This is a genomic window from Bacillus taeanensis (genome assembly GCF_003318295.1).
GTDB lineage: Bacteria > Bacillota > Bacilli > Bacillales > UBA6769 > Maribacillus > Maribacillus taeanensis.
This window is the reverse complement of record NZ_QOCW01000001.1, coordinates 53,054-76,761: the sequence shown is the minus strand read 5'-3', so window position 1 is coordinate 76,761 and position 23,708 is coordinate 53,054. Positions and strand designations below refer to the sequence as shown.

The following is a 23,708-nucleotide window of genomic DNA, read 5'->3' as shown; positions in this document are numbered from 1 at the left end:
TCAGTCAACCTCTTTCCTTTACTCATTTTTTAATGTAAACACCGTTAGCTCGGGTACACATAAAAAGCGGTATGGCTCTCGCGTTGTCCCAATTCCACGGTTTACATAGAGCTGCATCGCACTTTCCCCCACACTGTACATTCCGTCATAATATTTTTTAGCAAGCGGAGGTGTGACTAACGGTCCTATAAACGGAAGTTGAACTTGTCCGCCGTGGCTATGTCCTGAAAGCTGAACATCTACTGCATAGCGTGCTACATTATCTGCAATATCAGGTTCATGTGCCATTACGATCACATAATCTTCTACGGACAAAGAAGATAATGTTTGATGGAGATCAGGTCTTCCAAGCATCGCATCATCAATTCCTGCTAAAATAAGCCTTTCTCCACTTTTTTCAATCGTACTCGTTTCATTCATCAACAGCTTAAAATCGGCATGTTCCATAATTTTGCGATATGTTTCTGTTCCATACCCACCATGATCATGATTGCCATAAATCGAAAATTTGCCAAGCGGAGCGGAAAGCTGTCCTAAAATAGAAGAAATCTTCCTTAACGGCTTATAATCTTGGGGCGAATCAATTAAATCCCCTGTAAATAAAATAAGATCAGGTTTTAGGCTGTTTATTTCTTCTACTAAGCCTTGAAACTGTGTAAGCGTATAGTTATGACCTAAATGAATGTCACTAAACTGAACAATTGTAAAACCATCAAATGCGCTTGGAATTTTAGGTGACCTTAATTCGAGGTTATTAATCGTTAACCACTTTGTCTCAATATGGCGCGCATAATAATAACCAAAACTTCCTGCAAAGATTGTGCTCATTATTGTATACAAACTGCGCTTTAGAAAGGTACGCCTGGAAACTTTTTCTTCATTCATATTCTAACCTACCTAATTTACTAAATCTCTCGTATCTTCTAATATAACGTATAACATCCAAAATGGCTTTATGTTTTTAAATTTGTAAAGACAATGTAAAACGACTTCTTAAATTTCTGCTTTCCATAAAATATATACCTTTTACTTTATGTCTAACATTCCTCTATGTATGATTTTCTTGTAGGAAACGTCTTTATGATCAAGAATTAATCTCTTTAAAGGAGGCGTGGAGATGAGAATCTTTTTATTTTTATTAATGAGTTTTTTACTTTTTGGCTGTGCTGCAAAAGAAGAGCCATCAAAAGTGTCCGAACAAGAAGCCATAAATAATGAAGTTGTGGTTCTGGCGCAAAACTTAAAAATACCATGGGAAATTGAAAAGGTTGAGGAAACATTCTATCTTCCAGAACGCGGCGGGAAAATCATCACCATTAAAGGTGTCACAGGAAAGCGAGACAACGTGATTACAACAAAAGAAATCGTCTCAGAAGGAGAAGGCGGGCTTCTTGGTTTAGCGTTAGCACCTGACTTTATTAATTCTAGACAAGCTTATATTTACCATACGTACCGAAAAAATGGTGAAATACTAAACAGAGTCATCCTTGCTGAACAAACGGAAGACGGCTGGCAGGAAAAAACAGAACTGCTTAACGAAATACCTGGTTCTATGATTCATAATGGCGGCAGAATTGCGATTGGTCCTGATCAAAAGCTTTATATTACAACTGGTGATGGCGCAAAGCCTGAACGGGCACAGCAGCTAACTAGTCTTGGCGGGAAAATTTTAAGAATGAATCTTGATGGCTCCATTCCAACTGATAATCCTTTTGTAAATTCTTATGTGTACTCCTATGGTCACCGCAATCCCCAAGGCCTCGCATGGGATGAAGGCGGACAACTATACGCTTCAGAGCATGGTCCTTCAGGAGAATTTGGTCAAGAGGCGCATGATGAAATTAATTTAGTGAAGCCGGGGAAAAATTACGGCTGGCCGCTTGTTATTGGCGATCAAACGAAAGAAGGGCTGGAAACGCCGCTTTTTCATTCAGGAAATGATACATGGGCCCCCGCAGGAATCGCCTATAAAGACGGGGCCTTATATGTAACAGAACTACGCGGTTCAAAGCTAAGACGCTTTGATTTAGAAACAGGGGAACAATCTATTGTCTTAGAAGGGTTTGGCAGATTGCGAGCTATTTTAATTAGTGATGGCTACGCTTATATCGTCACAAGTAACCGCGACGGACGCGGCAGCCCTGCTCCGGAAGATGATCGCCTTATGAAGATTTCACTTCCATAAGAAAGGGACTGTCTCTATGCTTTTGAGACAGTCCCTTTCCTTTTTTCTTTACCGAAACCACTAACTATATGTTTTGAAGCTTTTGACGTTCATTCTTTATATATTTTTTTATTTATTGAGAGACTGCTGGATACTTGACAGAATGCTTGCGATCAATATACGCAAAAATAAACATGCCAATGCTTCCAACTAACGCTAAACAACTTAATGTTTGATAAAGCATCGTTCCATTAAAGTAATCCATTACAATACCGCCGCCTAATGATCCAATAATGCCTGACAGCCCAAAAAACACGGAAATGAATAAAAGCTGTCCCGTTCCCTGCAGCTCTTCAGGAACAAGCTGTGAGACAAACTCCATTGCCGCAACATACATAACAGCAAACGTGATTCCATGTGCAGCTTGAAACAGAATAATGTCGCCAGGGTTATTCGCCCCTGCAAATAAAAACCATCGCAATGTATAAAGAATACCGGATATGATAATAAACGTTAAAACATGAAAACGTCGAAACCAAATGGCACTTAATGCAAAAATAAGCGCTTCACTAGCAACGCCAACAAACCAAGCCCAGCCAATTAATGATTCCTTTCCACCAAGTTCTACAACATAAAGTCCAACAAAGCTGTCATTTGTACGATGGGTAATCGTAATAAACATAATAAGCGCGAGAAAGGTAAGCAAACGCTTATTTCCAACTAACTTAAGCGCATCTCCGGAAGTGACTGGTTTACTATGACTTGTCTTAATATCTGAAAGCTTCCAGCAGACGAAAAAGGCAACCAATGCATATGCCGCAAAAGGGAAAAACATGTTTTCAACGCCAATGATTGAAAGAATTTGTCCGCCAACAAGCGCGGTTAAAGCAAAGCCAATTGATCCCCATGTGCGAATGCTTCCAAATGAAACTCCCGCTTGTCTTGATGTTTTTTGAGCTAAACTGTCTCCAAGTGCTCCGATCGGTGACATAAAATAAAAAAGACAGGCCCCCATTATCATATAGGCCACAAATGTATTCATTTGAAAAAATATCGCACTTGTTACTAACAGCCCGATTAAACAAATTAAAATCATCCGCTTGACGGTATTATATTTATCACTCATATAACCCCAAAACGGCTGTGAAAGTATGGCTGCAAAAGGACCAATCGCAAGCAGCAATCCAATCTTAGAACCTGATAAACCTTGATTTTGAAAATAAACTGGTAAAAAACCAATGATAATATTAACAGCCGAATGAAAGAAAAATAAAAACATCCCTAAATACAATACAGGTCGATGTTTCACTGCCGCTCATCTCCCTTTCTACTAATTCTTTTCCTAACCTTACCTATCTTAGCGCCTTCTCTATAAAATAACCAGAGAGAGAGTCGATCTAAATTGTAAAATCTCGACCTACAGATCTTCAGAAAACGCTATCATCTAATAAACGGCAATTATCTATCATTTACCTTAAAAATTTATTATCAAAACATGGCGTGTTGATTTTCAACCATAAAAAGAGCATACAGCTGTTTCCTGTATGCGAGTGAATTATTTAATTTATAATTTACGAAAATGCATCTGACACCATGGATCTTCTATAACATCCGCTACATTTGAAGCAATCATATGCTGTTCACCGTCTTCATCAGTCGTTAACCAATTATTATCCTCATCTTTAAATACTGGATAAACAAATCCCTTTTTAAATAAGATAGATGACGGGAGTTTTTCAATATAATCGTAGGTGACTCGAGCATGTACATCACTAATGCATTGTAATAACTCCATTACGATCCCTCACTTTCCTTCTCTTATACATTTTGCCACATGTTTAGCAAATCGAAAAGTATTATGAATGCTGCTGCACTCCTACTACTGACCACATCATTTTATTCAATTCTTCTTTATTAAAAACCCTATGTGAAAGAGTTTCAACTATTTGTTCACTAATCGCTATCTCTTGTTCAATAAATTTATTTATCATGTCATTGAAAGGAACTATTTCAGACATACCCTTTTTCTTTATGAAAATAAGGTTATTAATGTTTTCATAAAATTTTTTCGGAAGATTACTCCCCTCGATCAACTCAAGAAAAGATGTCGGAGGCGGAGCAGAAAACTCACGAATCCATTTAATACATAAGATTGAACGAAGCACATATAAATAATGCTTTACAGACACCATTTCTTTCCCTTCTATATATTTCTTGCAATTTTGTTTTGTCATATTCAAATAGTGATACGTAAGCTTTTTTAATGAACAGCATTCGATCGCCAAATCACGGCATCTCCACGCAAACTCACCTTTTTCTAAATAAACAATAGGAGAAAACAGCCATTCAATAAAAGAAGGATTTGTATTTTGAAATAACCTCATTGCTTTCAATAAATCCCACCCATGCACCTCCAGTGTTTCATCAACTTTTTTATCAATTACTTCTGTTACCTGATCAACAGATAGGTACTTCTTTAACGGATAATAATAAATAAACCGCACATCATAATCACTCGTTTCAGAAGCAAAGCCGAACGCTCTGCTGCCCCCATCTGCTGCATAGATTATTTTTACACCGTATTGAACTTCTATTTCCGCTAACCTTTTCTTCACCCATTCACCCATTATCACTCTTCCCTTCCTCTTTATTATTTAACTCCTTCTAAACGCTCATTTTTACCATTTTCATCTTCTATTATTACCCTATTTTTCTTGGAAACGTTTCATTTTATAGAATAATTAAATTTTTCTGAAAAAATAGTTGTGTTTTCCTAAAATAGATAGTAGAATAATTTTCATCTTCTAAAAATAGATAAAAAATGAAACAAGTAATTGAAAGGGGCGAAAAAAATGATCACATTTGCTGCAGCCATTGCACTACTAATCGTAGGCTATACAGTATATTCTAAGGTGGTTGAACGAATTTTCGGCATTGATGATCATCGTACTACCCCTGCATACACAAAAAGTGACGGTCTTGATTATATGCCGATGAGTTGGTGGAAAGGAAGCTTAATCCAACTTTTAAATATTGCAGGACTTGGTCCAATTTTCGGTGCGATTATGGGTGCATTGTATGGACCCATTACATTTATTTGGATTGTCATAGGATCAATTTTTGCAGGAGCTGTACATGATTATTTTTCAGGAATGCTTTCACTTCGTCATGGCGGAGAACAATATCCAACACTCGTTGGACGTTATTTAGGAAAAGGTGTAAAACTGATTATTAATATTATCTCACTCGTATTAATGATTCTTGTGGCAGCCGCTTTTACATCAGGACCTGCACAATTAATTGCACAAATTACACCACTAAGTTTTACAGTAGCATTAGTTCTTATTTTTGCTTATTTTATTATTGCAGCAGTTTTACCTATTAATCGTGTTATCGGGAAAATTTATCCAATATTCGGTGCCATTCTTATTTTTATGGCTGTTGCGATTGGAATCGGACTATTTTCCCAAGGAGAACCTATTCCAAATTTAACAGTTGAAAACCTTCATCCTCAGGAACTACCCATTTGGCCGCTGTTAATGGTCACAGTATCCTGTGGAGCGATTTCAGGTTTTCACAGTACGCAAAGTCCAATTATCGCTCGTACGATGAAAAAAGAATCAGACGGACGAAAAATATTTTACGGTGCAATGATCGCTGAAGCTGTTATTGCTATGATTTGGGCGGCTGCTGGGATGACGTTCTTTGGAAGTACCGGTGGACTGCAAGAAGCGTTAGCAGCTGGAGGACCTGGTGGGGTTGTAAATGAAATTTCCACTTCATTATTAGGTGTTTTAGGCGGGGTACTTGCAATCTTAGGTGTTATTATTTTACCTATTACAACAGGGGATACGGCCCTTCGCTCTTCAAGAATGATTTTTGTGGAGTTATTAAGCGGATTTGGAAACTTCGAAGGAAAATCAAAAAATCTACTGCTTTCTATTCCTGTCATTGTATTTACTTTTTTATTAACACAGCTTGATTATTCTTTCTTATGGCGCTATGTTGGTTGGACAAACCAAGTTGTCGCAACAGCCATGCTTTGGACAGGAGCGATGTACCTATTACAAAATAATAAGTTTCATTGGATTTGCGGAGTCCCCGGTCTGTTTATGACAGGTGTAATCAGCACGTATATTTTCTATGCGCCAGAAGGATTCTCCCTTCCATATGAAACGTCACTTACAATTGGAACAGTTCTTACACTGATTACCTTTGTTTGGTATGTAAATCAAATTCGCAAAGCAAAGTTAAAAGAAATGCCGCAAACGACTGCAGCGTAATAATTTAAACTATTACTTAGAGGTTAGCTCATGAACCTCCCCCACTTACCTACGGTTGAAGTGGGGGTTTCTAATGTTTCTCAATGGCTCTTAAACCTTTTAAGTTCCATTAAGCTTAACACTAGTGGAGTTGACACAGCGGCGTGCTGAAAACGCCCAACCCCTCTATACCGTTTGTCATGTTTTCCATGCATTCGGTACTTCTTTTAGACAATTTTTGATTGCGGATGCCATACATGAATGGTTTCTTTATGAAAAATCGCTGCTTCTTTTAAACGTAAAAACGCTTTTTTCAAAATGTTTGCAGCTCCGTTTACATCGGCATTGATGATGAAGCCAGCTTTTGAACGATACAACCCTCTTTTGATCCGTTTTCCGGAAAACATCTTCTTTGACTCGCATTCCCCATAAGTTGGAATCTCATCTCCGTCCAAGAAGCTCGCTTTGGACGTATACGATTCTTCGGTTACGATCACCTTGATTCCCTGTTCCTTCGCTTTGTATTGAATCATACGAATGAACAAACTGTGCGGAATGCTTACAAACGATTGATTGTTACATTTCCCGATGGTTGAGGACTGCTTCCAATCGTTGTTTTTGCCGATAATGATCGTATCAATGTTCTCTTCTTGGGCATGCTTCACAATATAAAAACTGATCTTATGAAAAAGATCTTTTAGTTTTTGATGCCTGATTTGGTGAAGCTTTTCCAAGCGTTTTGACGTAAAAGGCCCTTCGTTTGGCTGCTTTCCCCGTCTTAAAATGCCAAGATAATGAGCTTTCATTTTGTTATAATACTGATTAATGGATTTGACATGCTTGCCCTTGACTAATACAGGTCTGCTTCCCGTATTCGTCACCATGGTCGCAAGGTTGTCAATTCCTAGATCAATCGCCATTAAACGGTTGATCTCTTGACATTCTTCCTTTTTCAAAGGGATGTCCATCACTAATTCAACGACATATTGTCCGTATTTAGGAATGACCCGAACTTGTGTCAGCTTTCCTTCCCCAGCTCCCAGTTTTCCAATGTTTAAGCGTTCCTTTGTTTTAGGAAACTTTAAAAACTTCTTTTCTTTGATCACACAATCTTGATTTGTAAACAGCACTTCTTTTTCCTGAGCACGGCTGTACGCAGGAATTCTCGGTCTTCCTTTGTATTTAGCCGGTTTTTTCTTATACTCTTTTAAACTCGAAAAAAAAGATTTCCAGTTCTGAAAAACGGTTTTCATAATCGATTGACTTGTTTGCGTAGGAAGGGAACGATAATCGTTTTGAGCGGTCTCTTTAAATAAACAATCTAAGAAGTTGTAATCCACATAAGGATGTGCGTTCGAAGGGGCTTCAAATACATAACAGGTGACTTCTTTTTGCAGCGGTTGAAGTTCTTTTTCCTACGTCAAACCTGTATACACTTGTCGGATGTAAAAGTTGGTGGTGTTGGTCATGTTTTTAGCATTCTGGGCCATTTCTTTAAAATAAGGATACATCCGATGTCCTTTTTTAATCCAGATTTGATGCGTTTTATAATGTGGTGCTTTTCCTTTTCCATGATTTCACCCCCTTTAAGATCATTATACCAAACATTTGTTCTTAAATGAAGGTTCAGGAAGCTTTTTCTAAAAAACAAGGAATAAGACCTATGAAGACCTGTCCATTCACCCCTCCTTATCGTTTTCACGCTTGAAGAAGGGGTACTCTGGACATCCTTGATAGAGTTAACCTCTATTGTTTTGAGCTTTTACATAATAGGGTATACCGTAGTATATAATGATTGGTAAAGGAGTCGATAAAATGGAATGGATTTTATACGGAAGTATTGCCCTTATTGTTCTCGCCATTGTTTTCCTTGCTGTTAAAGCTGTGCAGGTGTTAAAAGAAACAAAACCAACATTAGAAAAACTGCAATCCACTTCCAACAATATTCAAGCACAAATTGACGATGTTAATAAAGAAACAACTGAACTACAACAGCGAACAACAACACTGAGCGAAGATGTAAATCAAAAAAAAGCGGCCGTTCAATTTACGATAACGTCTGCGAAAGAAATTGGTGAAAGTCTAAAAGAAATCAAATCAGAAGTACAAATGAAACTGCCAATCAATCAAAATGAGCGGGCCTAACAGCACCGCTCATTTTTGATAACTTACTACTCCTTCTAAATCGTAATCATTCTATTTACAAATCGTAACGATTACGATATAATTCCTAAGTACTCAGCAGACGAAATGGAAGGAGGTAAAAAATGAAAAAAATAACACCCATTATAATCGCTATTATTCTTACTTTATTAGTACTTTTGACAGCTTGCGGCAGCAATACTGAAACACCAACTACTTCCTCGAATAATAAAGAAAACAAGACACTAAAAATTTATACAACCTTATTTCCTATTGAAGATTTCACTAAAAAAATTGGCGGTGAACATGTAGAGGTTACAAATATTATTCCAGTTGGCGCTGATGCCCATTCGTTTGAACCAACACCTAAAACAATGGTAAATATCGCAAAAGGTGATGCCTTTATTTATAACGGGGCCGGAATGGAAGGATATGTTGAATCTATTACACAATCCCTTCAAAATGAAAAAGTAGTCTTTGTAGAAGCTTCTCAAGGAATTGAATTAATAGAATTTAACGAAGAACATGATGAGCATGAGGAAGAAAACCACGAGGAACATGGAGAGCATGATATGCATTTATGGTTAGATCCTATTCGTGCCATTACACTTGCAGATACTATTAAACAAACTCTTATTGAGTTAAAACCTGAAGCAAAAGAGGATTTTGAAGAAAACTTTACTCGTTTAAAACAAGAGCTTGAAACATTAGATCAAGAGTTTGCGAACATGGTAGAAGAAGCCCCGAATCATACTTTTATCGTTTCTCATGCTGCATTTGGTTATTGGACAGATCGCTATGACTTACAACAAATTGGTATTTCCGGCTTGTCACCATCAAATGAACCTTCACAAAAACAATTGCAAGAAATGATTGAATATGCCAACGAATACAACATTCAATATGTCCTGTTTGAACAAAATGTAACCTCAAAAGTGGCAAAAGCGCTTAAAAATGAAATTGGAGCCGATGCACTGCAGCTCCATGATATATCTGTATTAACAGAGGAAGATGTTAAAAACAAGGAAGATTATTTCAGCCTGATGCGCAGCAATATTGAAACACTGCGCACAGCCCTTCAATAATAAAAACTGGACTTCTCTTTAAAGCGAAGTCCAGTTTTTATTATTTACGATTATTATCCAAGCATTTCGATTTCATATTTTGAATACAGTCGATTATAAATATGTTCAATCTCATCGTCTGTCATATACATCAATTTTTCGTGACCAAATCCTCGTGTTTTTTCAATAAATTGAATCATATTTTTACGTTCTTGACGGCTCATTTTCATTCCTCCTTTTATTGTTTACCCGTTCTGTATTAATACAGTTTATTATATTTAATTATATTATATAACAGAAAAAGAAAAATGCAACCGTTTTTTTCTGAAAATTTTAAAATAGGCAGCTGTCTAGACAGCTGCCTACCGTTTAGTAATCTTTTCGAATTTCCCTTACAACATGTCCAAGCTCTGGCACAATTAATTTTGTCATGGCAAGACGAACAGCACCACTTGAGCCCGGCATTGCAAAAATGGCCGTGCTTTCTGAAACCCCTCCAATTGCGCGGCTTAAAATTGCAGCAGAACCAATATCCTCCGTATAACTCAACATTCGAAACAGTTCACCAAAACCGACAATTTCTTTATCAAGCATCGGTTGAATGGTTTCAATTGTTACATCACGCTTCGCAATTCCTGTACCACCGTTTAAAAGAATAACCTCTACTTCATTTGAAGCAACACCTGCTTCAACCGCTTCTTTTATTTCTGCCTGTTCATCTTTTACAATCTCATAAGCAGAAATAGAAAAACCTCCTTCTTCAAGCAATTGCTGAATAAGATTTCCACTTTTATCCGTTTCCTTTGTTCTCGTATCACTAATGGTAATCACTTTACACTTTACAATTTTTGGTGCTTCTTTCTTATGTTCTTGAACACTCATGGATCATCCCCCTCTGTCTCTTGCCCCTATACACTCAAACTTAATTTACAGAAATCGTGTGCTGCAATGTCGAACTCCCAAAGTAAGCTTATATTCAACATCTAAAGAACAATTAACTCTTAAACTACTTTTAAATTAGTTACACTTAGTTTAACAATAATGATTACGATTTACAAAGCGAAATTTGTCGAAAAAGTTAATAATTTCTTAACAAAATTTATATTACCTTAAAAAAATAAGATAAAATGAGTATATATGAGAATTAATGCTTTGTTAACGCTTTCTTTGTTTTTGTTTCCGTTTTCATAAAGTTTGATAAATTGTCACAAAATATAACATAATAGAGAAGTGATGAAATTAAAAGATTCAGAAAATTTTTATGATTAATAACAACAAGATACATACAACCCGCTTCTATTTTAAGCATCAATGAACCGCACACAAACCAAAATCAACCTTTTTAGGAGGGCTTTAGCGTGAAGTCTTTTTACCACTATCTCACTGTTGAAGAATTACAAGCTTGTTACAACAAGGTACAAAACATTATTGAAAAAGGATTTATGGTTGTTGGTATGCAGCAGGAACTTTCACTCATTGAAGAAGCTGCCGAAGCAAGAGGAATTGAATTATAAAACTGCTTAAAAAGCATGATGCACTGTGTAAAGACAACTTGCCGTTTTGTGTTTTACTAGTGCAGCATGCTTTTTTTATATTCTTCTGTTCTAAAAGGACGACTTCCAAAACATAGCAAATAACCTTATAATAGTTTTATATACTCAAATAAACTAGGTATGGTATATGGATAATTTATGGAAAAGGAAGAGTGGTATGAATAAAAACTGGTGGAAAGAAAGTGTTGTCTATCAAATTTATCCGCGAAGCTTCAAAGACTCAAATGGCGATGGAATTGGCGACTTAAACGGTATTATTTCAAAGCTTGATTATTTAAAAGATTTAGGAATTGATATGATTTGGGTATGCCCTATTTATAAGTCTCCTAATGATGACAACGGCTATGATATTAGCGATTATCAAGACATTATGGATGAGTTTGGAACAATGGAAGAATTTGATCAGCTGCTTGAAGAGGTTCATAAACGTGATATGAAGTTAATTATGGACTTAGTTGTTAACCACACTTCTGATGAACACCCATGGTTTGTTGAATCACGTCAGTCAAAAGAAAATCGATATCGTGACTACTATATTTGGAGTGACGGCAAAGACGGCAAAGACGGCAAAGAACCAAACAATTGGGAGTCCATTTTCAGCGGATCAGCATGGCAGTATGATGAAGCAACGAATCAATATTACATGCATGTTTTCTCAAAAAAACAGCCTGATTTAAACTGGGAAAATGAAAGCGTTCGACAAGACATTTATCAAATGATTAATTGGTGGCTTGATAAAGGAATTGACGGTTTCCGTGTTGATGCCATTTCTCATATTAAAAAAGCAACAGGATTTCCCGATATGCCAAATCCTCATGGACGAAAATATGTTCCTTCGTTTGCAGGACATATGAACCAACCAGGCATTCATACTTTTTTAGAAGAGTTAAAAGAAAAAACATTTGCTAACTATGATATTATGACAGTCGGCGAGGCAAATGGTGTATCAATTGAAGATGTAGAAAAATGGGTAGGCGAAAAAGACGGGAAATTTAATATGATTTTCCAATTTGAACATATGGGACTCTGGGATTATGAAGATACAGAGGGTACGTTTGACATTGTCCGCTTTAAAGATATTTTATCAAAATGGCAAAAAGGCCTAGAGAACCGAGGTTGGAATGCCCTTTATTTAGAAAACCATGATCAACCTCGCTCCGTATCACAGTTTGGAAATGATACAACATATTTAACGGAGTCTGCAAAAGCGCTGGCAGCTTGTTATTTCTTTATGCAGGGAACACCTTATATTTATCAAGGACAGGAAATTGGTATGACGAATGTCCAGTTTCCATCCATTGAAGACTACCGTGATGTCGGGATTAAAAACTTATACCGAGAATGGAAAGCAGAAGGTAAATCAGACGAGGAAATTATGAAAGTTATTTGGAAGCGTACGCGCGACAATTCTCGTACACCGATGCAGTGGACAAATGAATCATATGGCGGTTTTTCTTCACATGAACCTTGGATTGGCGTAAATCCTAACTACAAAGAAATTAATGCTGCCGCCCAACAAAATGATCCACATTCTATTTTAAATTTCTATAAAAAAATGATTAAGATCCGCAAAGAAAATGATGTATTTGTATACGGCACTTATGATTTAATTGATCGAGATAATGAACAAGTTTACACATATACAAGAACACTAGAAAATCAAAAAGCAGTCGTGATGTGTAATTTAACGGAAAACAATGCTTTTTGTGAATTAAATAATCTTTCTTTAGAAAATAGTAAATTGCTTATTTCAAACTATAAAGTTAACTCTTTTGACACCTCTGCGCAATCGCTTGAACTTAAGCCCTTTGAAACACGAGTTTACCTTGTCCATCAAGCGTAAAGATTCTCATCATAAGTTACATTCACACAATGCGCTGACATTGTTGTCAGCGCATCTTTATTACTCTTTTTTATCTATTTTTCTACCTTGAGTTTGAAACTGCCGGATATTTATTTTAACCTTAATGTTAATTGGCACTTCGCTAAACCGTTCATCCCAGTTTTCCTTCACCTTTTCCCATTCTTTCGGATATTGAATACGAAGCTGTTCGCGAAATCCGGTTACATCAACGTGAAATTCTTTTTGCGTTTTTTCCAATCCTTTTTTAATTAAATGGTTTACCTCATTTTCAATTGCTTTCTCAGCTTTGTTAAGAAATTCGTTTTTAAATGCATCACTATAAAGCACCCAATCTTCACTTAAACGGCCTTCCGATTCAACTGTTACATTGAAAGATATGTCATCTTTCTCTACTTTTGTTTTAATTTTACTTTTAATATCAGCAATCTCATATAAAATCGATTCACCTGTTTCTTTATCAATTCCCTCTATTACTCCACCAATCCCTTCACCTAAAAGCCAGTTTAGACCGGTTACTTCTTCCTTGTTCAGCAGCCCAACTATCTTCTTTTCTTTGCCGCTAATTACAGCTGCACCAGTCAGTCTTGTTTCTTCACCTTCTGTTGCAACGAGGTACTGCATTAAAAAGCTTGACTCTGCTGACAGCTTCTCCGATAAATCTCCGACTGTTAATGGTTGTGCAGCTCTTAACATTTTTTCACCCACATTTTCTGATAAAGCAAGAAACTTTAATGCAGGGATTTGATCTTTAGTCGGTTCAATTTCAAGCATATCTTTTGCCTTTCCGTTTGCAATAATCATATGTATCGTCCGGCGAACATCATGATCACGAAAAAAAAGCTAAGCAGCTGCAGCATATTTACAGAACGTGCTGCATCTTCCCCAATCATTATAACTTTTAAATGAGCATAACTTGGGGAGCGGCTTGTCATATTAGACGTTTCAACAACTCCTTCAAACAATGTGCTTTCTTCAAGAGTAAGATTATCAAAAGGTTTCTTATCAGCAGACCCTCCTCCTGTTTTTTCTCCAGCAATCACTCCTGGTACAACAAATTGATTCGTAAAAATTAAGGAAGGTCTCTTACGCTCTTCAAGTTTTTCTTCCTTTATATCAATCCCTACACCTACTACAAGACCAATATTCTCGATTTCTTGTCGCCCCCAGCAACCTGTTAATAACATGAGAGAAAACGAGACTAGGATACCGGCTTTTTTATTCATGTCTGTTTCTCCTCACTAAAGCAGCTACCCATAATACACATGGAAATATTACTGCTACAACTATATCCATATAACCAAGATAATCCCCTAATTTAAAAACGCTATTAATATTCTCAGGGTACATCGCTCCAATATACATACATGGTAAAAGGCCATAAATAAAATAATTGATCTTTTGTTTAAATATTTGACTGAGCCCAAGGGCAGCAAGATAAAACGAGATAACAAATGTTGTATACGTTGTCAAAATCCACAACATAATGAAAAAGGTTTCAAACCGTTCAAAGAAAAAACCTTTTAATTCAATCGATTTTACTAACTCCATTGTTGGCCATGTTAAAAGCTTTGTTTCTGTTACAGTTAAAGCACCAATAACCGTAACAATCATTGCTAAATAAAAAATAATCATGATGCTAACACCAATAAAAACAGCTTTTTGCGCTTTATTCGGCTCTTTCATAAAAGCTGTTAAAATTAACATCACCTCAACACCTAAATAAGAAAGCGCCATCGGCTCTAATCCCTTGGCAACCGGCATGATCCCTTGTCCCAACACAGGACGAAGATTATCAAGCTCAACATTTCCCACACTTAAAGCAATAATTAGAAAGAAAAAAAACGCCATGACCGGAAAGTACAATTCAAATAAACGAACAATGGAATTAATTCCTCCGAAAACTAGGTATGCCCCAACACTTATAAAAATAATAACCGTTACTTCAATTGGAGTTTGATCCATTAAATAAGTACGAGTTACTTCCGCCATTGCCCGTGCTTCAAATGCTGCTAATAAAGTGTAATAGACAATTACAAAGAAACCTAAGATCCGTCCAAGAAAGCTTCCTGTTAATAATTGACTATATTCATAAAATGTTTTACCGGGAAACTTCTGACTTAACTTTACGATCACATATCCTACAACAATCGCAATGAGCCCCCCAATGATCGTACTAATCCATATGTCTGGTGTTCCTACTGCTTCGGCGCCCGCTCGAGGCATCGTAATAATGCCAATGCCGATAATTGCTGCAGCAACAGTAACAGCTGCTTGTGATAAAGTAATTTGATCTTTTGGATGAGTAATCATTACCCTTTTCCTCCATACTGCTTCGTCATTCGTTTGCGGTCTTTTGTTTTCAACATTTCCGGCCGTTTCTTCATCATTGTTAACGGCATTCGAATAAGAGAATCTTTCCAATCGCTTGGGCAATATGGAACAAATGGTGCAAGATAGTTGACGCCAAAACTTTTTAACTTTACAAGATGAATACTAATCATTAAGTAAGTCATGACAATACCATATAATCCTAAAAATGCCGCTGCAAGAATCATTCCAAATCGTAAAATTCGAATCGCAATTCCTAATCCATATTGCGGCAAAGCAAATGATGAAATGGCCGTTAACGCAACAACAATTACCATCATCGGACTAACAAGCCCTGCAGTTACAGCTGCTTCACCAATGACAAGACCTCCAACAATTCCGATTGTTTGACCAATTGGCTTTGGAAGGCGAACCCCTGCCTCTCGTAATAGTTCAATTGTAACTTCCATCAGAAGCGCTTCAAAAATAGAAGGGAAAGGAACTCCTTCACGGCTGGCTGCAATCGAAATCACAAGATTTGTTGGAATTAATCCTTGGTGATAAGAAATTAAGGCAACATAAAGCGAAGGCGCAGATAATGATATAAAAATGGCTCCAAAACGCATAAGACGAATTAACGAACTTACAAACCAGCGTTCATAATAATCTTCGGGACTATGAAGCAATGATGAAAACGTAACGGGAGCCATCAGTACAAATGGAGTATTATCAATCAAAATAGCAACTCGTCCTTCTAATAAACAGGCAGCTACTTTATCTGGACGCTCCGTCATTTGGATTTGGGGAAATGGTGAAAGCGGATCATCTTCAATTAACTGCTCAACAATTCCTGATTCTAATACATTATCAATATTAATTTGTTCGATACGCCGCTTTACCTCATTCACAAGTTTTCCGTTTGTAATTCCCTTCATATAAACAACCATTACATCCGTTTTTGAACGCTGTCCCAATTTATAAGGAACCATTGTAAGGTTTGGATCACGAATTCGCCGACGAATGAGCCCTGTGTTAAAGATTAATGTTTCCACAAATCCATCACGCGGACCCCTAACAAGTGCTTCTGTAGTTGGTTCCTCAATGCTTCTCGTTTCCCATCCAGGAGCGATAAGAATTAAAACATCGCGAGTTCCATCAATAAATAAAGCGATATTTCCTGACAATATGTTTAAAAGACATTCATCCAACGTCTGAACGTCTTTCACTTTACTAATTGTAATTGCATAATTTTTAATGTTTTCTTTTATTAAAGAGCCCGCTTTTAAAACATCAATATTTTCATTTGCTGCTGAAAGATCAAGCATTGTTGATTTCATAATTTGTTCATTAATCGTCTCTTTATCGACAAGTCCACTAATATAAACAAGTGCAGCATTTACACCTAGACTTGCAATTTTAAATTCTCTTATCACAACATCTGGGCTTTGGCCAATCGATTGTTTAATAATGTTTAAATTATCAGCCAAAAGATTTGTCAATTCAGCTGTATAGCTTTCTAAATGTATATGGCTTTTTTTATTACTTTGTTGATTGCTTTGTTTATGGCTTTCTTTCGTTTTATTCCATCGAAACATCTCACTTCCTGCCTTCTAACTTTGGATTTTACCGCGCAACCATTTTGAAATTTTAGCAATACTTAGTGGAATAAAAAATGCAAATAATGCACCTAACCAAATATCCCAATTCGGTATATAAAACATCAAATTTTCCAATTCTTTTCACCTATCTTTAATATGAACAAAAATGGGAAAAGTATGTAGGGAAATAAATTGATTGTTAATGTTAGAAAAGCAGACAAAATAAAAGCTCACCGTTACGCCCGTTAGGTGACGCCGGTCAGCTTTTATCTTTTATAGATTCAAGCCTTTACAGCTTGATCAACGATCTTATAAATTGCATGGGCGACCCCATTTTCATCATTTGTAAGGGTAGTCATGCTACATAATGCTTTAATATCTTCCTTGGCGTTACCCATCGCAACACTCACACCTGCTTTTTGAAACATCGACACATCATTATAACTGTCTCCAACCGCTATCGTTTCTTTAAGCGGAATGTTTAGAGATTCTGCCAGCATTTCTAACGCGTTTCCTTTTGATGCTTCTTTATGTTCAAGCTCAAAATTATGATCTGCTGAAGAAACAAGTGTAAAATGATTATATTGTTTAAAGTGCTTCCATCCAGCCGTTCGCTTTTCCCCATCAAATGAAAAAGCTAAAATGTTATAAACTTCAGCATGAGTGTTTAAAATATCTTGATAGCCATCCACAAAGGCGAAACCTGTTTGACTGTATTGTTTTTTGGCCGCTTCATGAAGTGCTGCTTCATTAATGTTCGGATTCGCGCTTTTTAAGCGGTCAATTTCAATCTTCATGATGTCACGACTGTTTTGAGGCGTATAAATCGCTTTCTCTGTAAATACTTCATAATAAAACTCATTTTCTTCAAGCCACTTTAAACTCATTTCTACATCACTTCTCTCCATCGGAATGGAACGAAGCGGTTTTCCTTTTTCTGAATGAAGAGCAGCTCCATTTGCGCTAATCACTTTTATAGAAGAAAGTCCTGCCCTGTCACAAATTCGGCAAACATCAAAATAAGCTCTCCCCGTTGCAATGACAACTTCGATTCCTTGAGTGCGCGCATAATTCACTGCCTTTATGTTTTCTTGACTGATTTCGCTGTGATGATTTAAAAGCGTCCCATCTAAATCAATGGCAATCAATTTCATTGTAATGGTCTCCTTTTTATTTAATCGAAAGCAAACAATACGTCTACTTCATACTCCTCTAATACTTTTAGAAACGATTCATCTGGTTCTTGATCTGTAATAATTACATCGATTTGTGATAGCTTAGCAAAAGTAAATAAAGCATTATTTTCAAACTTTGAAGCATCAGCAAGCACAATTACCTGCTCTGCCTGCTCAATCATCTTTTTCTTAATAAAACCATCTTCCTCATGAGCGATCATAAGACCTCTTTCTGTAATCCCTACAACGCCGATAAATGCTTTATTAACGTTATAAGCATTGAGCTTTTCCAGAGTTCCCGCTCCATATAAAAAGCGGTGCTCTTTATTTAGCTGTCCTCCTAATAAGTGAATATCAACCCCAGACTTGTTTGATAGAATATCTGCTTGATTAATTGAATTTGTAATAACTGAACAGTCCGTGTTAATAAACTCCGCACAAGCCTGCACGGTTGTTGAAGTGTCCATAATAATGTTGTCTCCATCTTTTATTAAAGATGCCGCTAGTTTTCCAATTGCCTTCTTTTCTTTAGACACATAACGAAGACGGTCTTGATAATTTTTTATTTCCTTTTTTAAAGTTGGCAGCATTGCCCCGCCGCGTGTTCGAATAATCATTTCCTGTTCTTCAAGTTTTACAAGATCACGTCTTGCCGTATCACGGGACACATTAAATTTCTCACAAATTTGCTCAACACTAATTTTTTTATGTTCTTTTAAATATTGAATAATTGCTAATAGTCGTTCCTGCTGATACAAAACCATCACTTCCACTATTTGTATTTCACTGATTATTATAAGTAGTTATAAGTAATAAATCAAGTTTTTATAAGTTTTTTGTTAAAATAAAATTATTATGCTTATTTATACAAAAAATTAGGAGTTTTAGTCTATAAATTAGATGTTTGCTTCACCTTCTATCGGGAATGTTACTTATAGACTAAAAAAATAGAAAAGAGGAGTGTTAAGATGAATAAGAAGAATTTGCTATTATCTATCCCACTTGGAGCAGGACTATTATTAGCAGGCTGCGGCGATACAGAAACTGAAGACCCTGTAACAGAGGATGTAGAAATGGAAGAAGATATCGGTGAAGAAGGCACTCTAGAACCAGATGCGGAAGAGCCAGATTTAGATGAAGAACCTTCTGAAGATCCAGGAGGCAACCTCGGCTCTGATGAAGATGAACCAGATTTAGATGAAGAGCCTTCTGAAGATCCACAAGATACTGAAGGCGGCGATGAAGTAGAACCAGATGTTGATGAGGAACCTTCTGAAGAAGAAAACAATTAATAGATAAATAGACGGCTGTCTTTAGGCAGCCGTCTTATTACTTCTATTAAGATTTTTTATTTTTACGAGCATCAATTAATACAGCGCTTACAATAATAACTCCTTTTAAAATTTGCTGCCAGTAAGACGATACGCTTAATAAATCAAGTCCATTATTCAGAACACCGATAATTAACGCACCAATAACCGTTCCTGCAATTGTTCCGACACCACCGGCTAAACTTGTTCCACCGATAACCGCTGCCGCGATTGCATCTAACTCAAACATAACCCCCATACTCGGCTGACCAACACTAATTCGCGCTGTTAACATCATTCCGGCAATCGCAGATAAGATACCTGCGTACGTATAAATCATAATTTTGTAACGATCGACGTTAATTCCACAAATTCTTGCTGCTTGTTCATTGCCGCCAATCGCATATGTGTACTTACCAAACTTTGTTTTACTTAACATTAAGTGAGAAATGATTCCAACTGCAATGAACACAATAATCGGGAATGGGATACCTAGAATTTCGCCTTTTCCAAGAAATAAGAAAGATTCAGATAAGTTCGGAATCGGTCTTCCATCACTATATAATAACGCTAAACCACGAGCTGCAATCATCATACCTAGTGTTGTAATAAACGCAGGAATCTTTCCTTTCGCTGTTACAGCCCCGTTAATAAAACCTGCTGCTGCACCAAGACCAATACCAATTAAAATGGTTACAACTAATGGATATTCTCCTGGGTGGGCAAAACTTGCTGTGACAATGGATACGAGGGCTATCAATGAACCTGAAGATAAATCAATTCCCGTTGTAATAATAATCATTGTAACACCCATTGCGACAATACCAATAAACGAAATTTGACGAACAACGTTTAATAGATTTTGAGTTGTAAGAAACGCATCTGATAGAAAGGACATCACAACCATCATTGCGATGAGAACGAATAGAATGCCATACTTACTCAGAATTTGAGGCCCTTTTTCTTTCCAATCAATTTTATTGCCTTTAGCGCCAACGCTTGTTGCCGGACTGCCAACTGGATTGTTCATCTTAAAACCTCCTTATAATTTTAGAAATCGTTTTTTTAACTGTAAGCCACTTCTAATACTTTTTCTTGATTTGCTTCTCCTCTGCTTAACTCGCCCTTTTTCTTTCCTTCATGCATAACCATGACCCGGTCACTCATTCCTAATACTTCCGGCATCTCAGAGGAAATCATGATGATTGCTTTTCCTTCTTGTGCTAACTTAGACATTAATTTATGAATTTCTGATTTCGCTCCGACATCAACGCCTCTTGTAGGTTCATCTAAAATTAAAATATCAGGATCATTCAACAGCCATCTTGCCAGCAATACTTTCTGCTGATTTCCACCGCTTAAATTCATAATCAACTGGTTAATATGAGGTGTTTTAATATTTAAGCGCTTTACCTGTTCATTGCATGTTTCCTTAACTTGCTTACTTTTAAGAAATCCAAAATTTAAAAACTGATTGATATTGGAAGTAATCATATTATCACGAATAGAAATCGGCAGAAATGCCCCTGTTAATTTTCGATCTTCCGTTAATAACGCCACTTTATGCTTAATGGCATGCTGCGGAGATTTCATGTCGACCTTTTTTCCATGAATGTGAATTTCACCAGAATCAGGCGGGTCAATACCAAAAATACTTTCAATGACTTCCGTTCTTCCCGAACCCATTAACCCTGCAATCCCCAAAATTTCCCCTTTTCTTACTTCAAAGCTAACATCTTTAAATTTTCCTTCACGCGATAAATTTTTAACGGCTAAGGCCACTTCCCCAATTTCAGCCTCTTCTTTATGGAAAACCTGCTTAATTTCCCTTCCAACCATCATTTGAATTAATGTATCCGAATCAATGTCTTTCGCTTCTTTTGTTCCAATATATTGCCCGTCTCTAAATACAGTAAGATCGTCACAAATTTCAAAAATTTCATCCATTTTATGTGAAATATAGATAATGGAAACGCCTTTTGCTTTTAAGGAACGTATAATTTCGAATAATTGCTCAACTTCTTTCTCAGTAATTGCTGAAGTCGGTTCATCCATAATAATTAAATCAGCATTATATGATACGGCAGTAGCGATCTCCACCATCTGCATATTCGCAATACTTAAATCCTTCATTTTTGTATTTGGATCAATGTTAATCTCTAACTTCTCAAATAACTCCCTCGAATCTTCAACCATTTTCTTGCTGTTCACCCAACCTGTTTTACTAATCATTGGTTCTCTTCCTAAGTAAATATTTTCTGCAACCGTCATATGAGGCACCGGGCTTAACTCTTGATGAATCATTGAAATGCCATTTTTTAATGCATCTTTCGTACCCGATAATTTCAATTCTTGTCCTTTAAACTTGATCGTGCCGGCAGTTGGCGTATAAATACCGAAAATAATTTTCATCAGTGTTGATTTTCCCGCACCATTTTCCCCCATTAAACCGTGAACCGTTCCTTTTCTAATCTTAAGCTGAATATTATCTAACGCTTTTACCCCTGGGAATTCCTTTGTAATGTTTTCTAATTCCAAAATATAATTTGTACTCACCGGATCCCACCTCTTTCACCTTTTATGAAGGAGGACAATCATGCCCTCCTTCTTATTTCAGTACTTCAGATCACTTTTCCCACTTCGCAATATACTCGTCCACATTTTCCTCTGTTACAAGCTCAAAAGGAATGTTGATAAAGTTATTATCTAACTTTTCTCCGTTTACTGCTTTTACTGCTGCTTCAATTGCCCCTTTCCCTTGACCATACGCATCTTGGAAAGCAGTAATATTTAACTTCCCATCTTTTACATACTGCAGTGCATCAATTGTTCCATCAATACCAGCAATCACTTTTCCTTCAAGCTGACCAGCTGCTTCAAGAGCCATAATTGCACCAATTGCCATTTCATCATTGTTTGCTACAATGGCATCAATTTGATCACCAGCTTGAATCCAGTTTTCCATAACTGTCATTCCTAAAGCACGTTGATAATCACCTGTTTGTTCACGTACAAGCTTCATATCTGGATTTTCCGCAAGAACATCTTTATTTCCCTGTGTTCTTTTTACTACAGATTCTTGACCTAACGTACCGTTCATAATGGCAACGTTTCCTTTTCCACCTAATAGCTCCACTACTTTTTCCATCTGAATCGTACCAGCTTCAAGAGATTCGGAACCAACATATGCGTAAATATTCTTCATAACCTCTTCATCAGGCTGTCTGTTAACAACAACAACAGGAATACCGGCTTCGTTTGCTGCATCTACCATTGGTCCTAATGAGTCTGTTTCAACTGGATTAATTAAAATCGCATCCACTTGCTGAACGATAAATGTTTCAACTTGTGAAAATTGTTTACCAGCATCATTTTTCGCATCGACCATGATTACTTCTACATTATCATTTTGCTCATCGTATTCTGTGATTCCATCGTATAAGTAAGACAACCATTTATCATCAAATACCGGCATTGCTGCACCAATTTTAATTTGGTCTTTTCCTTCGCCACTACCTGCTGTTTCATCTGAGCCGCATGCAGCAAGTAAGCCGATAAGTAAAATCGCCATCATAAAGCAGTTGATTATTTTTTTTAGTTTCATCATAAAATCCCCCTTGATTTTTTTACTAACAACCTACGTACAATGACCAACACATAAGAGAGTTCATTTTTATTTCCCCTTATAAGACTTAAGGTAACGCTTACATTTTTATCATAAGGCCTTTGTTCTAAGTTAAAAAAAACATTTTGTTTTATGACAGCGATTACATCTGTTAGTATAGAAATTTTTTCTCAACCCCCAATTTTTATTTAAAATGGTGTTTACCCTATGCCAAGGCGGTAAGGTGAAAAATATGGGTTATCGATTACCCTTTCAACCTGTTTATATCTTACTCTATATTCAATCGTCTTTCAATACTTTTTTCAGAAAAATTATCATATTATGATAATTCAGATAATTAAACCCTCTAATCAGCTTGGAATTCTTTTATTTTAGAGGTCAGTCTTCGATTATGATATGTACTAAAATAAGAGCCTCTAAAAATAAAGCGATTACATTTATTTGATTATTGGGTTAATAGGGCTAACAAATAGGGTGAAAAGATAAAGAAGGGTAATCGATAACCTTTATTTATATTCTACTCGCTGTTTAATATAATTTCAACACTTTTCAAAAAATAACCGCTCACTTACCTTTTCTGTTTCAACAGGGTAATTCCTTAAATTATATAATTATTACGTTTTTCATCTCATATTGCTTTTTAA

The 23,708-nt window shown here is 36.5% G+C and carries 20 protein-coding genes and 2 pseudogenes; 7 read left to right on the top strand and 15 right to left on the bottom strand.

What is annotated here, in order from left to right:
* Positions 1–18 precede the first annotated feature (18 nt).
* Entirely contained in the window at positions 19–885 is an 867-nt protein-coding gene (locus DS031_RS00385) for a metallophosphoesterase (RefSeq protein ID WP_113803948.1), read from the bottom strand.
* A 232-nt stretch (positions 886–1,117) separates the two neighbouring features.
* On the opposite strand from DS031_RS00385, the gene DS031_RS00380 reads away from it, so the two are divergent.
* Complete coding sequence (locus tag DS031_RS00380) at positions 1,118–2,185, top strand: PQQ-dependent sugar dehydrogenase (protein WP_113803947.1); 1,068 nt, start codon at positions 1,118–1,120, stop codon at positions 2,183–2,185.
* Between the two features lie 112 nt (positions 2,186–2,297).
* Here DS031_RS00380 and DS031_RS00375 read toward each other — a convergent pair whose 3' ends face one another.
* The 3 genes from DS031_RS00375 to DS031_RS00365 all read right to left on the bottom strand — a co-directional run bounded on the left by DS031_RS00375 (position 2,298) and on the right by DS031_RS00365 (position 4,791).
* Positions 2,298–3,473 (bottom strand): MFS transporter, encoded by a 1,176-nt coding sequence (locus tag DS031_RS00375; protein WP_245947133.1) that lies wholly within the window; start codon positions 3,471–3,473, stop codon positions 2,298–2,300.
* Positions 3,474–3,728: 255 nt separating this feature from the next.
* Positions 3,729–3,959: an SH3 domain-containing protein gene (locus DS031_RS00370; protein ID WP_113803946.1), complete on the bottom strand. Its 231-nt coding sequence runs from the start codon at positions 3,957–3,959 to the stop codon at positions 3,729–3,731.
* 61 nt (positions 3,960–4,020) lie between these two features.
* On the bottom strand, positions 4,021–4,791 hold the full coding sequence (locus DS031_RS00365) for a nucleotidyltransferase domain-containing protein (RefSeq protein ID WP_113803945.1): 771 nt from the start codon (positions 4,789–4,791) through the stop codon (positions 4,021–4,023).
* A gap of 225 nt (positions 4,792–5,016) precedes the next feature.
* Between DS031_RS00365 and DS031_RS00360 the strand changes: the two genes are divergently transcribed.
* On the top strand, positions 5,017–6,447 hold the full coding sequence (locus tag DS031_RS00360) for a carbon starvation CstA family protein (RefSeq protein ID WP_113803944.1): 1,431 nt from the start codon (positions 5,017–5,019) through the stop codon (positions 6,445–6,447).
* 287 nt (positions 6,448–6,734) lie between these two features.
* Here DS031_RS00360 and DS031_RS00355 read toward each other — a convergent pair.
* Positions 6,735–7,937, bottom strand: a pseudogene (locus DS031_RS00355) (RNA-guided endonuclease InsQ/TnpB family protein); the annotation flags it as partial.
* Positions 7,938–8,241: 304 nt separating this feature from the next.
* Between DS031_RS00355 and DS031_RS00350 the strand changes: the two are divergent.
* Positions 8,242–8,571, top strand: coding sequence for a DUF948 domain-containing protein (locus DS031_RS00350; protein WP_181832943.1), 330 nt, complete (start codon positions 8,242–8,244; stop codon positions 8,569–8,571).
* A 122-nt stretch (positions 8,572–8,693) separates the two neighbouring features.
* Positions 8,694–9,653, top strand: coding sequence for a metal ABC transporter solute-binding protein, Zn/Mn family (locus tag DS031_RS00345; RefSeq protein WP_113803942.1), 960 nt, complete (start codon positions 8,694–8,696; stop codon positions 9,651–9,653).
* Positions 9,654–9,706: 53 nt separating this feature from the next.
* On the opposite strand, the gene DS031_RS00340 is transcribed toward DS031_RS00345, so the two are convergent.
* On the bottom strand, positions 9,707–9,856 hold the full coding sequence (locus DS031_RS00340) for a BH0509 family protein (protein WP_113803941.1): 150 nt from the start codon (positions 9,854–9,856) through the stop codon (positions 9,707–9,709).
* A gap of 145 nt (positions 9,857–10,001) precedes the next feature.
* Entirely contained in the window at positions 10,002–10,514 is a 513-nt protein-coding gene (locus DS031_RS00335; RefSeq protein ID WP_113803940.1) for a MogA/MoaB family molybdenum cofactor biosynthesis protein, read from the bottom strand.
* A gap of 476 nt (positions 10,515–10,990) precedes the next feature.
* Here DS031_RS00335 and DS031_RS23405 point away from each other — a divergent pair, with 476 nt between their 5' ends.
* Entirely contained in the window at positions 10,991–11,146 is a 156-nt protein-coding gene (locus DS031_RS23405) for a hypothetical protein (RefSeq protein ID WP_181832942.1), read from the top strand.
* A 196-nt stretch (positions 11,147–11,342) separates the two neighbouring features.
* Positions 11,343–13,028 (top strand): glycoside hydrolase family 13 protein, encoded by a 1,686-nt coding sequence (locus DS031_RS00325; protein ID WP_113803938.1) that lies wholly within the window; start codon positions 11,343–11,345, stop codon positions 13,026–13,028.
* A gap of 60 nt (positions 13,029–13,088) precedes the next feature.
* Here the strand turns inward: DS031_RS00325 and DS031_RS00320 are convergent.
* From DS031_RS00320 to DS031_RS00295, 5 genes and pseudogenes are all read right to left on the bottom strand, one after another.
* Positions 13,089–14,233, bottom strand: a pseudogene (locus tag DS031_RS00320) (Ger(x)C family spore germination protein).
* 31 nt (positions 14,234–14,264) lie between these two features.
* Positions 14,265–15,359, bottom strand: coding sequence for a GerAB/ArcD/ProY family transporter (locus DS031_RS00310; protein WP_113803935.1), 1,095 nt, complete (start codon positions 15,357–15,359; stop codon positions 14,265–14,267).
* On the bottom strand, positions 15,359–16,951 hold the full coding sequence (locus DS031_RS00305) for a spore germination protein (protein ID WP_113803934.1): 1,593 nt from the start codon (positions 16,949–16,951) through the stop codon (positions 15,359–15,361). Before DS031_RS00305 ends, DS031_RS00310 begins: the two co-directional genes overlap by 1 nt.
* Before the next feature lie 284 nt (positions 16,952–17,235).
* Complete coding sequence (locus DS031_RS00300) at positions 17,236–18,108, bottom strand: Cof-type HAD-IIB family hydrolase (protein WP_113803933.1); 873 nt, start codon at positions 18,106–18,108, stop codon at positions 17,236–17,238.
* A 20-nt stretch (positions 18,109–18,128) separates the two neighbouring features.
* Positions 18,129–18,887, bottom strand: a complete 759-nt coding sequence (locus tag DS031_RS00295) for a DeoR/GlpR family DNA-binding transcription regulator (protein ID WP_113804320.1) — start codon at positions 18,885–18,887, stop codon at positions 18,129–18,131.
* 210 nt (positions 18,888–19,097) lie between these two features.
* Between DS031_RS00295 and DS031_RS00290 the strand changes: the two genes are divergently transcribed.
* On the top strand, positions 19,098–19,421 hold the full coding sequence (locus tag DS031_RS00290) for a hypothetical protein (RefSeq protein ID WP_113803932.1): 324 nt from the start codon (positions 19,098–19,100) through the stop codon (positions 19,419–19,421).
* A 46-nt stretch (positions 19,422–19,467) separates the two neighbouring features.
* Here DS031_RS00290 and DS031_RS00285 read toward each other — a convergent pair whose 3' ends face one another.
* From DS031_RS00285 to DS031_RS00275, 3 genes are all read right to left on the bottom strand, one after another.
* Positions 19,468–20,469, bottom strand: coding sequence for an ABC transporter permease (locus tag DS031_RS00285; protein ID WP_113803931.1), 1,002 nt, complete (start codon positions 20,467–20,469; stop codon positions 19,468–19,470).
* A gap of 35 nt (positions 20,470–20,504) precedes the next feature.
* A complete protein-coding gene (locus DS031_RS00280; protein ID WP_113803930.1) occupies positions 20,505–21,995 on the bottom strand; it encodes a sugar ABC transporter ATP-binding protein in 1,491 nt (496 codons plus the stop codon).
* Between the two features lie 70 nt (positions 21,996–22,065).
* Positions 22,066–23,043, bottom strand: a complete 978-nt coding sequence (locus tag DS031_RS00275) for a sugar ABC transporter substrate-binding protein (protein WP_113803929.1) — start codon at positions 23,041–23,043, stop codon at positions 22,066–22,068.
* Between the last annotated feature and the right edge of the window lie 665 nt (positions 23,044–23,708).

What these genes read in the sequence shown, in the direction of transcription:
- DS031_RS00380 (WP_113803947.1), top strand. Translation starts at nt 1,118, where the DNA reads ATGAGAATCTTTTTATTTTTATTAATGAGTTTTTTACTTTTTGGCTGT.
- DS031_RS00335 (WP_113803940.1), bottom strand. Translation starts at nt 10,514, where the DNA reads ATGAGTGTTCAAGAACATAAGAAAGAAGCACCAAAAATTGTAAAGTGT.
- DS031_RS00325 (WP_113803938.1), top strand. Translation starts at nt 11,343, where the DNA reads ATGAATAAAAACTGGTGGAAAGAAAGTGTTGTCTATCAAATTTATCCG.
- DS031_RS00370 (WP_113803946.1), bottom strand. Translation starts at nt 3,959, where the DNA reads ATGGAGTTATTACAATGCATTAGTGATGTACATGCTCGAGTCACCTAC.
- DS031_RS00275 (WP_113803929.1), bottom strand. Translation starts at nt 23,043, where the DNA reads ATGAAACTAAAAAAAATAATCAACTGCTTTATGATGGCGATTTTACTT.
- DS031_RS00300 (WP_113803933.1), bottom strand. Translation starts at nt 18,108, where the DNA reads ATGAAATTGATTGCCATTGATTTAGATGGGACGCTTTTAAATCATCAC.
- DS031_RS00350 (WP_181832943.1), top strand. Translation starts at nt 8,242, where the DNA reads ATGGAATGGATTTTATACGGAAGTATTGCCCTTATTGTTCTCGCCATT.
- DS031_RS00360 (WP_113803944.1), top strand. Translation starts at nt 5,017, where the DNA reads ATGATCACATTTGCTGCAGCCATTGCACTACTAATCGTAGGCTATACA.
- DS031_RS00345 (WP_113803942.1), top strand. Translation starts at nt 8,694, where the DNA reads ATGAAAAAAATAACACCCATTATAATCGCTATTATTCTTACTTTATTA.
- DS031_RS00285 (WP_113803931.1), bottom strand. Translation starts at nt 20,469, where the DNA reads ATGAACAATCCAGTTGGCAGTCCGGCAACAAGCGTTGGCGCTAAAGGC.
- DS031_RS00385 (WP_113803948.1), bottom strand. Translation starts at nt 885, where the DNA reads ATGAATGAAGAAAAAGTTTCCAGGCGTACCTTTCTAAAGCGCAGTTTG.
- DS031_RS00340 (WP_113803941.1), bottom strand. Translation starts at nt 9,856, where the DNA reads ATGAGCCGTCAAGAACGTAAAAATATGATTCAATTTATTGAAAAAACA.
- DS031_RS00305 (WP_113803934.1), bottom strand. Translation starts at nt 16,951, where the DNA reads ATGTTTCGATGGAATAAAACGAAAGAAAGCCATAAACAAAGCAATCAA.
- DS031_RS00310 (WP_113803935.1), bottom strand. Translation starts at nt 15,359, where the DNA reads ATGATTACTCATCCAAAAGATCAAATTACTTTATCACAAGCAGCTGTT.
- DS031_RS00290 (WP_113803932.1), top strand. Translation starts at nt 19,098, where the DNA reads ATGAATAAGAAGAATTTGCTATTATCTATCCCACTTGGAGCAGGACTA.
- DS031_RS00365 (WP_113803945.1), bottom strand. Translation starts at nt 4,791, where the DNA reads ATGGGTGAATGGGTGAAGAAAAGGTTAGCGGAAATAGAAGTTCAATAC.